Below are 14,998 nucleotides of genomic sequence, written 5' to 3' on the forward strand. Positions count from 1 at the left end.
TAAAAAAAAAGACCATTTCTGTTGCAGCAGAAATGGTGAAGCTTAAAGAAATTGTTCATCTCTATAAGGAAAGCGAGAGTAGAGTAAATCTATAGTCGACTCGCCTTATTTATTAAACCAAAACAAAGTAATGAAAAAAAAATTAAATAGATATGCATTTTTATGCATTTTGTTGATTTCAATAGGAGCTAAAGCGCAAGAAAACAAGGCTTTAATCCAGTCAAAACTCGACGGTACAGTAATCGATGCTGTTACAAAAGAGCCTGTTATAGGCGCTTCGATAAACATTAAAGGAACTACACACGGGGCTGTAACAGATTTTGATGGAAAATTTCATTTTCAAACAGGGCAAAAATTCCCTTATACCTTAATAGTAAGTTTTTTAGGATATAAAAAAGCGGAAATTGTAGTCAATTCAAACCCAATTACTGTTAGCCTTACTGAAGAGCAAAATGCATTGTCAGAAGTAGTAGTTACCGCACTAGGGATTACGAAAGAAAAGAAATCTTTAGGTTATACTACTCAGGCACTTAAAGGAAAGGAGTTATCTGAAACAAAAGAAACGAATTTCTTAAATGGTCTTAGTGGTAAATTAGCGGGAGTACGTATCACCAATTCACAAGGAGATATGGGATCTTCCCGTATTATTATTCGTGGTGAAACCTCTATATCAGGAAATAACCAGCCATTATTTGTTGTTGATGGAGTTCCGGTAGACAACTCACAATTGAACTCTGCAGGAGGATCAGCTGCTTCTCGGGATTTCAGAAATGCAGTTTCCGACCTGAATCCTCAGGACATTGAAACATTAACAGTACTAAAAGGACCAAATGCCGCAGCCCTTTACGGATCACGTGCTGCACATGGTGTTGTTCTTATTACTACAAAATCAGGAAGAAGCCAACAAGGATTGGGCATAAGCTTCAACTCAGGTATCACGGTTTCTCAGGTTGCCACTTTGCCTAGATTTCAAAATTCATTTGGACAAGGATCAAACGGAAAATTTAGCTATGTAGATGGTAAAGGAGGCGGAATTAATGATGGTGTTGATGAAAGTTGGGGACCAAAATTAGACGGACGCCTTATTCCTCAGTTCAATTCAAATGGGGTAGCAGTTCCTTTTGTAGCGCACCCTGATAATGTGAAGAACTTTTTTAATACTGGTCTTACTTATGATAACAGTATTTCGATCGCCAAATCAGATGATAAATCAGATTTCCGTTTAGGAATAAACAATCAAAAACAATTAGGAACAGTACCTAACAGTGAAATAAACAAAACAAATTTTACGGTTAATACGAATTACCAAATATCCAAAAGTATAAAAGTAGGGGTAACAGCAAATTATATTGTTACAACTGCTCCAACTTTGCCAGGTGGACCAACAGGTAACCGTGCTGCAGGTGTAATGTTACAGTTTCTTTGGTTCGGACGTCAGGTAGATACGGATGCACTTAGAGATAACAGAGATGTTAACTGGAACAACAGTTACTATAGCAACCCATATTGGAATGCTTATTATAATACGACAAGCCAACAACGTAATCGTTTTATAGGAGATATCCATTTAGAAGCAAAACTGGCAGACGGTCTTCTTTTTAAATTCCGTACGGGAGTTGACTACTATAACGATCGTAGAAAATACGAGATTAAATATGGTACTAACGGAACTCCTTTTGGATCGTATGCTGAAGATGCTTACACGGTAGACGAAAGAAACACGGAAGGTATCTTTACCTATACGAAAAAAGTGAATGACGATTTTAGTGTAGATGCTCTTGCCGGATTCAACGAACGTAACCACAGTGATGCCAACAATTATCAAAAAGCGCCACGTTTGGCCGTTCCTGATTTGTACACCCTGACCAATTCGCGTGATCCGTTGACTTCATCAAATTATTACTCAGAATTAAAGGTATACAGTGTATATGCTTCTGCACAGTTAGGCTATAAAAACTATGCATTTTTGAATGTAACCGGACGTAATGACTGGTCATCGACATTGCCAAGCAGCAACCGTTCTTATTTCTATCCTTCTGTTAGTGGTAGTTTAGTATTGTCTGATGCATTGAATCTGAAAAGTAATACGCTGGACTTCTTAAAACTACGTGGAGGCTGGTCTGAAGTGGGTAACGATGCAGATCCGTATCAATTGGCTACGGTTTACGATTTTCAGACTGCATTCGACGGAAACCCGATTCAAACCTCTTCTAAAAAGAAACTGAATGAGAACCTTAAGCCGGAGACTACCCGTTCTACTGAGGTGGGGCTGGAATCTTCTTTCTGGAAAAACAGGCTGCATCTTGATGTTGCTTATTATAACACCAATAGTTTTGACCAGATTCTGGAGATCAAAACAACTACTGCGAGCGGTTATAATTCACAATTAATCAATGCCGGTAAAATAAACAACCATGGTATAGAGGTTCAATTGGACGGAAGCCCCATCCAAACGCGTGATTTTAAATGGAATGTAGGCGTAAATTATTCAAGAAATATAAGCAAAGTAGATGTTCTTGATTATGAAAAACAGATTCAAAACTACACTATTGCTACTTCAGGAGGTGTTGATGTATTGGCATCTGTAGGACAAGCCTATGGTGCACTTTACGGCACGGCTTATCTGCGCGATACAAATGGAAATATAATAGTAGGAGCGAACGGGTTGCCTCAAGCTGATCCAACAAAGAAAGTTTTAGGACACTATACTCCGGACTTTTTAGGTGGTATTTCCAACACATTAACGTACAAAAATCTGGAACTTTCATTTCTTGTTGATGCCCGTGTAGGTGGAGAACTTTTTTCAGGAACTAACAGAACAGGTAATTATACTGGTGTATTAGATCAAACGATGCCAGGTCGTGATGCTGCAAATGGTGGATTAAATTATTATGTGACAGGTACTACAAAAACCTTGCTTCCAAATGGTGCTGCTGCTCCTGGCGGAGTTCCCGTATATGATGATGGAATGATCTTTAAGGGAGTATACGCTGATGGAACTCCAAACACTTCAGTACTTAGCGCACAGGAATATTATAAAGCATCTTACAATATCAGCGAAGCTTATATTTACAGCTCAACATTTGTAAAACTAAGAGAAGTAAAACTGGCATACAATTTCAATAAAGCATTTGCTAAGAAGTTAGGTTTTCAAGGTGCAAGTGTCACTGCAGTAGGTCGTAATTTGTTTTTTATCTACAAAGACGTGCCTAATATCGATCCTGAATCAGCTTTCAATACAGGAAATGGTCAAGGATTAGAGAGTTTAGCTTTGCCAACCACCAGAAGCTTTAGTCTTAATGTTAATCTTAAATTTTAAAAACACGAAATCATGCTAAAAAAACTAGCTTATATAACGCTGTTTGCAGTATCATTGGTCTCTTGCAGCGACAGTCTGGATGAAATTAATAAAAATCCAAACGCAACCGAAACACCATTAGCGCCTTACCTGTTAACAGGATCATTAAAGCAGGGCGCTGATATCTATTGGGGATCAGATAATAACTTTAACTCGTCTTTGTTATTTGTTCAGCATTGGGCTAAAATTCAATATACGGAGCCGGACAGGTATGATGTATCCAACACTTCATTCGTAACGTTATGGAATACGGGATATGCAACTTTGATCACGGATTTGAATACAATTCTGAAATTCTCAGATCAACAGGCCAATTCAAATTATAAAGGGATTGCATTAACACTGCGTTCATGGACATTCTTATTGTTGACGGATGCTTACGGAAGCATTCCTTATAAAGAAGCCGGCCTTAAAGTGACACCGGCATATAATACTCAAAAAGAAGTATATACCGGATTACTGGAAGATTTAAAACAAGCCCAGTCCTTATTAAACCCGGCAAACGGAACTGTAACCGGTGATTTGGCTTATAAAGGAGATATTTCAAAATGGAAAAAACTGGTAAACTCGCTTCGTTTGCGTATTGCCTTGAGAATTTCTGACAAAGAACCTGCTTTAGCGAAGCAAGCTGCGATTGAAGCAACAAGTGATGCTGCCGGAGTATTGAGCAGTAATAATGATACTTTTAAGTTTACTTATATTAGTTCGCCTCAACAAAATCCTGCTTCGGCCTGGTTCGAAACTCGTGATGATTTTCGTATTTCTAAGACGATGGTTGATAAGCTAAATGAGTTTTCGGATCCACGTTTACCTGTTTATGCTCAGTTGCCGTCAGACGCGACTGTAGGTAAATACGTTGGAGGTGCTAATGGATTATCAAACAGTGATGCCAATAGTCAGGGTTTTGCTAAAACATCGAAACCAGGTAGTTATTTCTTAACTTCGACTTCACCGGCCGTAATTGTTTCTTATTCAGAAACATTGTTCAATCTTTCTGAAGCCGTTGCGCGTGGCTATATTGCCGGAGATGCAGAGCAACTTTATAAAGATGCCATTAGGGCATCGTTCAATCAATTTGGGATTACAGATGCAACAGTTATTACTAATTATCTGAATCAGACAAGTGTGAAGTACGATGCAACGAATTATGCCAAATCTATAGGTACGCAAAAATGGATTGCATTTTTCGGGCAAGGTCTTGATGCTTTTGTGGAGTGGAGAAGACTTGACTATCCGGTATTAACAGCCGGTCCTGCTACTGTTTTGAACGGGCAGATACCATCACGTTTCTTTTATCCGGGTACAGAGCAGTCGTTGAACGGAACAAGCTACCAGGCGGCAGTATTGGCTCAGGGAAAAGATTTGCTTACTACAAAACTGTGGTTTGATGCAAAATAAACCGTATTCTGAAATGAATAGTCGATTTTATCACTTTTTCCTGTCTATAAATCAACACCGGTCACTGTAAAATGATCCATTAAGATCATAATAGTAAAGGTTGAATTCGAAAAAAAGACCAGATTAGCAAGCCATTAAATTTATTTAAAGATATTTTTTATATCTAATTGGTTCTTTTTCAGTTTTGTACTATTAAATTTATTATATTTACAACAATAAATAACTATTAAGATGCAAGAAGGTACAGTAAAATTCTTTAATGAAGAAAAAGGTTTTGGATTTATCACACCTAAGAACGGTGGAAGTGAAATTTTCGTTCATGTTTCAGGTTTATCTGAAAATATTCGTGAAAACGATGAAGTACGTTACGACGTAGCAGAAGGTAAAAAAGGCCCGAACGCTGTAAACGTGGTAGTAGCCTAATACATTTAGGAGAGAGAAAAAAAGCATCTGTCATTGGCAGGTGCTTTTTTTTTGCTAAAAATTGCATTTAATTGACTGCTAAAAGTAGTCCGTCTGCAGAGTTAATAATCAATTTTATAAGTGATTATTTAAATAATTTTTAGAATAGAGAGTGCTATATTCTTTCGATTTTACAAATAAAACAGCAGGCTTCTGAATTTCTTGCATGAAGATATTCAATACCGTTTTCTGTTTCAAAGATTTCAGCAATCAGTAAATCGATATCACGATCACCAACCAGTTTTGTAAAAATCATTTTTTGCTCTTTGCTGTATCCAATGAGCGACAAAGGAAAGTTTTCTTTATCGTTTTTTATTTCTGGCGGAAAATTGTAAATATCGGAATAAGGTTCTACTTCCTTTTGATGAATAAAAATAGGCCCGGATTGATCAAAAGCATTGTTGATCAAAAATGGACTATATGCAAAAACCAGTCGAATGTCTTCCGCAACGGTAAAAGGCCTTAGTGAAACCCGACATGGACCTTTTCCTGAGGCTACCTCATCGTACACTTTATTGCCAAAATGGTCGATATTCGTTTCGCGAATTTTTCTTGCGAATTCTTTTGTTAACGGAACGATTTTAAATTTTTTCATCATTTTTGAATTTATACGAATGTAGATTTAGTATGATTTCATAAAAACCCGTTTCTTGCTAAATTGTATTTCATTTTAAGTTTTTAAAACATTGATTTTTAATCTTTTTTCAAAATTATAACTATTAAATTCTTACTTTTATAATGGTAAAGCTTGAAAATTTTGATTTGGAGAATGACTGAAAAATTCCAGATTCTATTTGATTACATTTTAATATAAAGACATTAACTATGATAAAAAATAAGTTTATTCTTTTTATTTCGGTAGTGCTATTTTCGTGTAATGGAAAAAAAACACCACCAAAAGAAAATTCCATACAGAGTTATCAGGTTTTAACTTTGGAACCCAGACAGGTTACCGTTTACAATGATTTTCCAGCTTCTGTACAAGGGCAAAATGTGGTTGAGATCAAACCTATGGTTTCGGGTTATCTCCAGGATATTTATGTGCCGGAAGGAGCATCTGTTAAGAAAGGACAGTTATTATTCCGTATTAAAAATCCTCAATACGAACAGGATATTGTTACTGCTAAAGGAGCAATAAAAATTGCAGAGGCCAATGTAAATACGGCCCGTATGAACGTTGAAAAAGCAAGACCTTTAGTCGAGCAGGAAATCGTGAGTAAATACCAACTGAGTTCCGCCTTATATACACTAGAATCTCAGCAGGCCGCTTTATCACAAGCAAAAGCGACACTTGCGAATGCATTGACCAATCAGGGATATACCTATATACGAAGTCCTCAAAGTGGTACGATTGGTCTTATTCCCTATAAAATTGGAGCTTTAGTGAGCAGTACAGCCGCAGATCCGCTTACGACAATGTCTAATACTACCAATGTATTCGCCTACTTTTCTCTTAGTGAAAAACAACTTATGGATTTTATGAATACCATGAAAGGGAATACAACTTCTGAAAAACTAAATAATATGCCTATGGTGACACTGGTATTGGCAGATGGAACTGTTTATCCGGAAAAGGGTAAATTAGAAACTGCCAGCGGAGGTATAGACTCGAGTACCGGAACTGCTACCTTCAAAGCGATATTCGACAATAAATTAGGGCTCATTCAAAATGGGGCAAGTGCTACGATTAGGATTCCTGTTAATTTAGATCATGCATTGTTAGCTCCACAGACAGCGATTTATCAATTGCAGGATAAGTCATTGGTTTACCAGGTAAGGAATGGAAATAAAGTAATGAGTACAGCAGTATCAACTTCGCCTACAGACGACGGTAATTTTGTAGTGATCAAAGACGGAGTTAAAGCAGGAGATAAACTTGTTCTGAACGGATTGAACATTGCGGATAGTACCGTAATAAAACCAATACCTGCTAACGCAAAGGCTATTTACAGTAGCATGAAAACCAAATCTAACTAAGAGCCCATGCTGAAATTATTTATAAGAAGGCCGGTATTAAGTACAGTAATCTCCGTGATCATTGTTGTACTGGGTATTTTAGGAGTGAGTAGCCTGCCTGTAGCACAATATCCTGATATTGCGCCACCTACTATTCAGGTGTCAGCGTCATATCCGGGAGCTAATACAACTACGCTGATCAATAGTGTGGTTTTTCCGCTCGAGCAGCAAATCAATGGGGTCGAAGGAATGACCTATATGACCTCTACAGCAAGTAACACTGGTTCCGCAACTATTAGTGTCTATTTTTCGGTAGGAGTTGATCCTAATCAGGCTGCGGTAGATGTACAGAATCGTATAAGTACTGTATTGTCTAAACTTCCGCTGGCGGTAACTCAGGCTGGGGTAACGGTGAGAAAACAGCTGAGCAGTAACGTACTTATTGTCGGACTATACAGTGACCGTCCGCAATATGATCAGAAATTTTTACAAAATTATGCAGCAATTAACCTGGTTCCTCAGCTTCAGCGGGCAAAAGGAGTAGGTGGGGCTACAATATTTGGTGGTGTAATGACGTATGCAATGCGTATCTGGTTACAGCCGGATAAAATGGCAGCGTACGGATTAGTGCCTGCTGATGTCACTAACGCTTTGAATGCGCAAAATTTTAATGCTGCTCCGGGTAAAATTGGCGACAATATGGATCAGGCATTTCAGTATGATATCACATATTCCGGCACATTAACTTCTCTAAAGCAATTTCAAAATGTGATTATCAAATCAATAGGAACCGGACAATACCTTTACCTGAAAGATATTGCACGTATTGATTTGGGAACCCAAACTTATACAAGTGCCACGGCCATTAATGGAAAACCGGCTGTAGGGATCGCTATTAGCCAAACACCGGGTTCTAATGCGCAGCAGGTAATTGTAGGAGCACAGAAAGTAATGGCTGATGCCTCAAAAAGTCTTCCTTCAGGGATTAAAATGATGGAATTGGTGAATATCAATAATTTCCTCAGCGAAAGTATTGTTAAGGTACTTCACACTCTGATCGAATGCTTTTTATTGGTATTCCTTGTGATCCTTATATTTTTACAGGATGTACGTTCGACTATTATTCATGGGGTTTCGGTTCCGGTATCTATTATAGGAACATTTTTCTTCTTGTATCTATTTGGATATAGCCTCAATCTTCTTACTTTATTTGCTTTGGTATTGGCCATTGGTATTGTGGTAGATGATGCCGTAGTGGTGGTAGAAGCAGTACACAGTAAACTGGAAAATGGCTATACTTCTTCCCGTAAAGCTGCAATTGATGCTATGGGAGAGATTGCGCCTGCTATTATTTCTATTACACTTGTAATGGCTTCAGTATTTCTTCCGGTAACTTTTTTAGGAGGATCAGCAGGTGTTTTTTACAAACAATTCGGAATCACATTAGCGATTGCTATTATGATCTCGGCAGTGAACGCGCTTACTTTAAGTCCTGCTCTGGCAGCTATGTTTTTAATACCGCCCAAAAAAGAAGAAGAGCAGGGAGAAAAAAGTTTCCTGCAAAAGATAAAGAACGGTTTCAATTCCAATTATGAAAAACTGATTACTAAATATATAGCAGTGGTATCCTTTCTGATAAGAAGGAAATGGCTGACGGTGGTTTGCATAATATTTTTTAGCGGAATCTTTTATTTTGCAATCAAAAGTGTCGCTTCCAGTTTCGTTCCTGCAGAAGATATGGGGACCATTTTCGTCAATGTAACATTGCCTGCAGCAGCTAGTAAAGAAAGAGTACAAGCTGTAAATCATCAGATCGATAGTATGGCACATACCATTCCGCAGGTGCAGGCATCAATGACTACGCTGGGGCAAAATCAATTAGGAGGAAGCGGAAGCTCTTACGGAATGCTTATTTTGAGGCTTATCACATGGAGTGATCGTCCCGGTATTACAGATGTAGATGTAATTCAACAGCTTAGAGAGAAAACAAAAAATATACGGGGTGCTTCTATCAATTTTATGCAACAGCCTACAATAAGTGGTTTTGGTACCAGTGGAGGATTTACATTTCAAATTGAAGACAGAGGAGGGCACACCATTGCTGAATTTTATAAGGTAGCACAAAATTTTTTGGCAGCACTTAATAAAAGAAGCGAAATCCAATATGCGGCCACAGCATTCGATCCCACTTTTCCACAGTATGAAGTCGATGTTAATATCGCCAAATGCGAAGACAACGGGATACAGCCAGCAGACATTCTTAATCTTATGAATGTTTACTATGGAAGTTCATACATCAATAATTTTACTGAATTTGGACAACAATATCAAGTTATTCTCCAGGCTGACAATCCTTACAGAGGAACTGTCGAGCAGATGAACAATATTAAAATCCGGACAAGCAGCGGCACGATGAGTCCTATTTCGGAATATATTACAATGAAAAAAGTATTTGGACCTTCGTCTATATCGAGATTTAATATGTACAATGCCATTTCGGTAAATGGTTCGCCAAATGCAGGATATAGCACAGGCCAGTCTATACAGGCTATCAATGAAGTTGCAGCTCAGCTTCTGCCTCCCGGCTATAGTTTTGAGTATAATGGTATCAGTAAAGAAGAACAGAGTTCAGGTTCTCAGGCTAGTATTGTCTTTATCTTGAGCCTTTGTTTTGTATATCTCTTACTGAGTGCCTTATATGAAAGCTACATTCTTCCTTTTGCAGTAATTTTTTCATTGCCGGTAGGACTGAGCGGTATCTTTGTTTTTGCAAAACTGTTTGGAATAGACAATAATATTTATGTACAGATTTGTATGATCATGCTTATTGGGTTGTTGGCCAAAAATGCTATTTTGATGGTAGAATTTTCTTTAGAAAAAAGACGGGAAGGAATGAATCTTTTTGAAAGTGCGCTCAGTGGAGCAAAAATCAGAATCCGACCTATATTAATGACTTCACTGGCTTTTATTTTTGGTTTAATGCCTTTGATGTTTTCAACCGGAGTTGGAGCGAATGGAAATAAATCTATTGGTATAGGCTCTATTGGCGGAATGCTGTTTGGAACCCTGCTAGGTGTATTTATAATACCCGGATTGTATGTAATCTTCCAGGGATTACAAGAGAAAATAAAGTCGAATAAGTACGATGAAAATGACGAATTGATTGTGGAAAATAAAAAATAATCTTATAGTGATAAGCATGACGCAATGGAGAAAGAAATATAATTTTATGTTACAGATTGCAGCTTTTTCAGCAGTACTTTATAGCTGTAATGTTGCGAAGCCGTACGAGAGTAAGCAATCAGTTCCGGATACTTTATATGGAGAGCCGGCAACTGGAGCCCAAAACAATATGGCTGCATTTTCCTGGAGAGAAATTTTTAAAGACCCTTTATTGCAGCAACTTATTAGTGAGGGAATTGACAATAATTTAGATCTAAAAACGGCAGCTGCCAACCTTAAGGCCGCAGAAGCGAATTTTGTACAGAGCAAGCAGGCATTTTTACCTTCACTTTCAGCAAATGCCTCAGCGGGAGCGTATCATCCTTCTGATGCGCAGGCTTCTAATACACAAATATACCAATTGTATGCACTTTCATCATGGCAAGCAGACATTTGGGGAAAACTGAAAAGTACCAAGAGATCAATGTATGCCAGTTATCTTGCCAGTGAAGCTTATAAGCAAGCTGTACAAACAGAACTTGTTGCCAATATAGCGGTAACCTATTATCAGTTGCTTGCCTATGACGAACAATTGAATATTGTTGAACAATCGTTGGCAGTATATTCTCAGGATACCGAAACAATGAAAACTCTAAAGAATAGTGATGTAGTTACAGGTGCTGCAGTAGTACAAAGTGCTGCTAATTATTATGCGGTCAAATCTACAGTTCCTTACCTAAAAAACAATATTCGTCAGACAGAAAACACGTTGTGTTTATTGTTGGGCAGAACACCGGGGAATATAAAACGGGATTCGCTTTTTAATGAACAGGTCTATAGCGAATTATCAACCGGACTTCCGGTACAGCTTCTTGCCAACAGACCTGATGTGAAAGAAGCAGAATTACAACTTAGAAGCTATTTTGAACAGGTAAATATTGCTGAAGCATCTTTTTACCCTGCCTTTACAATAACAGGCCAGGCGGGCTTATATTCAATACAGCTAAGGTCTTTTTTTAGCGCAGGTACTTTTCTGGCTAATATTGTAGGAGGTTTAACGCAGCCAATTTTTAATAATGGTCTTAATAAGCAAAAGTTAAAAATTGCGCAGGCCAATTATGAAGCTGCCCAATATAATTACAGTAAAGTATTGCTTACAGCGGGTCAGGAAGTATCTAATGCGTTGTATCAGTACCAAATGGCAGACGAAGCAGCACCTTCCCGTCTGGAACAAATAGCGAATCTTGAGAAAGCGGTTCATTTTACAAAAGAATTATTAAAATATACCAGCGATACCAATTATACCGATGTACTTACTTCAGAACAAAGCCTTTTAAGTGCAAAACAAAGTGCAGTTACAGATAAATTACTGCAACTTCAGGCAGTTGTAAATCTTTATGCTGCTTTGGGCGGAGGATGGAAGTAGAGGTAGATTTCAAATGATTTAATTTTAAAAAGCAGGATAAAAAAATCTTGTTTCTGATAGTAATAACGATTCAATATAAATATCCGATCAAATAGTGTATTGCTATTTTGATCGGATATTTTTTTATCAGTGAAAGAGGATTTATTTGACTAGCAACAATCCAATCACTACTGCAGATAAGTTGGGCACTGCTTAAAATAATACTTTCGATTATTTGCTTTAACTACGTTGCATGTTATTTTAAGCTTTTTGCAAAAATTGTCTTAGAACATACTGTAGGATTCCATCATTTCTATAGTATTCAATTTCAATTTGAGAATCCAGTCTGGCAATAACATTAAAACTTATTTTTTCACCATTTTCTTTTACAGCTGTAACCAATAGTTCTTTCAGCGGTTTTATGTCTTTAGCAATTCCGGATATACTAAAATTTTCTTTACCTGTAAGACCAAGGCTTAAAGCATTTTCGCCATTTTTATATTGTAACGGTAATACGCCCATTCCCACTAAATTGCTTCGGTGAATTCGTTCGTAGCTTTCGGCTAACACTGCTTTTACACCCAAAAGAAAAGTGCCTTTGGCAGCCCAGTCTCTGGAGGATCCGCTGCCATACTCTTTTCCGGCAAGAATAATCAAAGGGGTTTTAGCTGCTTTGTATTGTACAGAAGCATCGTATACACTCATTTCTTCTCCGGTTGGCAAGTATTTGGTATAACCACCTTCTCTATCTGTGAGGGTATTTTTGATCCTGACATTAGCAAAAGTTCCTCTTATCATTACCTCATCATGACCGCGACGGGAACCATACGAGTTAAAATCAGCTTTTTCTACACCCCGGCTTATTAAATATTTACCGGCTGCCGAGTTCTCATTAAAGGAACCGGCAGGAGAGATATGGTCTGTGGTAATACTGTCTCCAAGAACTAATAATGTGCGTGCATTTTCAATGTCCTGCAACGGTTTTGGGTGTTCAGGAAGTTCCTTAAAGAATGGAGCTTCTTTGATGTAAGTAGAATGATCATCCCAGGCGTATATTTTTTGTTCCGGTATTTTTAATTTTTGCCAGGTTTCGTTTCCGTCAAAAATAGTTTCATAACTCTTTGCAAACTGTTTAGGAGATAATACTTCACCTAAAACCTGGTTGATTTCATCATTGGTTGGCCAGATATCTTTCAAATAAACAGGTAATTGATTAGGGTCATAGCTCACGGGTTCATTCATTAAATCGATATCAACCCGGCCCGCAAGTGCAAATACAACTACAAGCATGGGAGACATTAAGAAATTCATTTTAATCTGAGGATGAATTCTTGCTTCAAAATTTCTGTTACCGGATAAAACTGATGCCAAAACAAGATCGTGCTCATCAACAGCTTTGGCAATATGGGCAGGAAGCGGGCCTGAATTACCAATACAGGAAGTACATCCATAACCTACGACGTGAAATTTTAAGGCTTCAAGATCTCCCAGTAAATCTGCTTTTGTCAAATAATCAGTCACTACTTTTGAGCCTGGTGCGAGTGAGGTTTTTACCCATGGTTTTACGTCAAGTCCCCTTTCTCTGGCTTTTTTAGCAACAAGTCCGGCACCAATCATTACAAAAGGATTGGAAGTATTGGTACAGGAAGTGATAGCTGCTATTGCAACGGCACCATCTGATAACATAAATTGTTCAGCACCTAAAGTTACGGCAACGGTTTTAATGCCATCTTCTATTTTTTCCTCAATTTTTGCATTGTCAGGAATAATGGCTTCACCTTGTATCGGCTGCGAACCTCCTTCTCCTGACCAGCGTGTCACTTGTTTTGCAGGTGAATTTTTTCTGCCAAAAGTTTTATCCAGCAAATCAACAAGTGAAGGCTGAAGATTTTTCAGAAGAATTTTATCTTGTGGTCTTTTTGGTCCTGCTATAGTAGGTTCTATAGTAGACAAATCAAGTTCAAGGATATCGGTATATGTAATAGATTCATCTCCTGTTCGCCATAAAAGATTGGCTTTGCAATATTCCTCCACCAAATCAATCTGTTCTTCAGAACGGTTGCTCAGGCGCATATATTCTAAGGTTTTTTCATCGATAGGGAAGTAGGTAACAGTACAGCCAAATTCAGGGGACATATTACCAATAGTAGCGCGGTCAGGAACGCTCAGACTGTCAAGTCCGGGACCAAATACTTCTACAAATTTACCAACAACGCCATATTTTCGAAGCAATTCAGCGATGGTAAGTACCATATCCGTAGCTGTTGACCCAAGCGGAATTTTACCGGAAAGTTTAAGTCCGATAACTTCGGGCATAATAAAATAGATGGGCTGACCCAAAATAGCAGCTTCGGCTTCGATACCACCAACGCCCCATGCGATAACTCCAATTCCATTTACCATTGGTGTATGACTGTCAGTTCCCACCAAAGTATCCGGGAAAATTTCTCCATTTCTTTCGATTACACCTTTTGACAAATACTCTAAATTTACCTGATGGCAAATTCCCATTCCGGGAGGTACAACACTAAAATTACTGAAAGACTGTTGTGCCCATTTTAAAAATTCATAACGTTCCGTATTGCGTTTATATTCTTCTTCCATATTACGCAGATAGGAATATTCTGTTCCAAAATAATCAACCTGTACGGAATGATCAATCACTAAGTCTACCGGAATCAGCGGATTTATGGCATCCGGATTTTTTCCTCTGCGCGCAACTTCCGCACGAAGAGAAGCAATATCTACAACAGCGGGAACACCCGTAAAATCCTGCATCAGTACACGAGCCGGCTTAAAAGGAATGTCTTTGTCAGAAGCTTCAGGTTTCCAGTTCAGCAAGGTTTCAATATTTTCTTTGGTAATGGCGAAATCATCATAATTTCGCAATACATTTTCTAACAGAATCCGGATAGAGAAGGGCATTTTTTTTATATTAAATCCCTGATTTTCCATCTCGGCCAGACTGTAATACGAAAAAGTCCTGTTTTTTGTAGTTAACAACCTTTTAATTTGATAGATGTCGTTTTGCATAATTAAAAATATTTAATTTAAATGATGTGATACAATTGTAACTTGATTTGCAGATTTAGGAGTAACATCTCAGAAGCTTTTTTGAAAACAATTAATACTATTTGATCTTTAAAAAAGCTTGTCGCACAATTAAGTTGTTGCTAATTGATTTTATAGGATCTTGATATTATTAACGTGGTATTTTTTCTGCTGAAATTGTAGAAACGAAAGTCATACCGTATCTG

The 14,998-nt window shown here is 37.9% G+C and carries 8 protein-coding genes; 6 read left to right on the forward strand and 2 right to left on the reverse strand.

Annotated elements, in window-relative coordinates; genetic code table 11:
• Nucleotides 1-130 precede the first annotated feature (130 nt).
• The 3 genes from ACQY44_RS06470 to ACQY44_RS06480 all read left to right on the forward strand — a co-directional run bounded on the left by ACQY44_RS06470 (nucleotide 131) and on the right by ACQY44_RS06480 (nucleotide 5,179).
• Complete coding sequence (locus tag ACQY44_RS06470) at nucleotides 131-3,319, forward strand: SusC/RagA family TonB-linked outer membrane protein (protein ID WP_428229581.1); 3,189 nt, start codon at nucleotides 131-133, stop codon at nucleotides 3,317-3,319.
• A gap of 12 nt (nucleotides 3,320-3,331) precedes the next feature.
• Nucleotides 3,332-4,756, forward strand: coding sequence for a SusD/RagB family nutrient-binding outer membrane lipoprotein (locus ACQY44_RS06475; RefSeq protein WP_428229582.1), 1,425 nt, complete (start codon nucleotides 3,332-3,334; stop codon nucleotides 4,754-4,756).
• A gap of 231 nt (nucleotides 4,757-4,987) precedes the next feature.
• Nucleotides 4,988-5,179: a cold-shock protein gene (locus ACQY44_RS06480; RefSeq protein WP_056194237.1), complete on the forward strand. Its 192-nt coding sequence runs from the start codon at nucleotides 4,988-4,990 to the stop codon at nucleotides 5,177-5,179.
• 154 nt (nucleotides 5,180-5,333) lie between these two features.
• Here the strand turns inward: ACQY44_RS06480 and ACQY44_RS06485 are convergent, their stop codons facing one another.
• Nucleotides 5,334-5,813, reverse strand: a complete 480-nt coding sequence (locus tag ACQY44_RS06485) for a DUF1203 domain-containing protein (RefSeq protein ID WP_428229583.1) — start codon at nucleotides 5,811-5,813, stop codon at nucleotides 5,334-5,336.
• Between the two features lie 230 nt (nucleotides 5,814-6,043).
• On the opposite strand from ACQY44_RS06485, the gene ACQY44_RS06490 reads away from it, so the two are divergent.
• From ACQY44_RS06490 to ACQY44_RS06500, 3 genes are read left to right on the forward strand one after another with little or no spacing between them, the layout of a single operon-like run.
• Nucleotides 6,044-7,195 (forward strand): efflux RND transporter periplasmic adaptor subunit, encoded by a 1,152-nt coding sequence (locus tag ACQY44_RS06490; RefSeq protein WP_428229584.1) that lies wholly within the window; start codon nucleotides 6,044-6,046, stop codon nucleotides 7,193-7,195.
• Nucleotides 7,196-7,201: 6 nt separating this feature from the next.
• A complete protein-coding gene (locus ACQY44_RS06495) occupies nucleotides 7,202-10,357 on the forward strand; it encodes an efflux RND transporter permease subunit (protein WP_428229585.1) in 3,156 nt (1,051 codons plus the stop codon).
• A gap of 46 nt (nucleotides 10,358-10,403) precedes the next feature.
• The gene (locus ACQY44_RS06500; RefSeq protein WP_428229586.1) at nucleotides 10,404-11,762 is read left to right on the forward strand and encodes an efflux transporter outer membrane subunit; all 1,359 of its coding nucleotides are present in this window, start codon (nucleotides 10,404-10,406) and stop codon (nucleotides 11,760-11,762) included.
• A 240-nt stretch (nucleotides 11,763-12,002) separates the two neighbouring features.
• On the opposite strand, the gene acnA is transcribed toward ACQY44_RS06500, so the two are convergent.
• A complete protein-coding gene (gene acnA, locus ACQY44_RS06505) occupies nucleotides 12,003-14,774 on the reverse strand; it encodes an aconitate hydratase AcnA (protein ID WP_428229587.1) in 2,772 nt (923 codons plus the stop codon).
• Between the last annotated feature and the right edge of the window lie 224 nt (nucleotides 14,775-14,998).

Origin of the sequence: Flavobacterium sp. (assembly GCF_965277525.1) — a bacterium.
In the GTDB taxonomy this organism is placed as follows: Bacteria; Bacteroidota; Bacteroidia; order Flavobacteriales; family Flavobacteriaceae; genus Flavobacterium.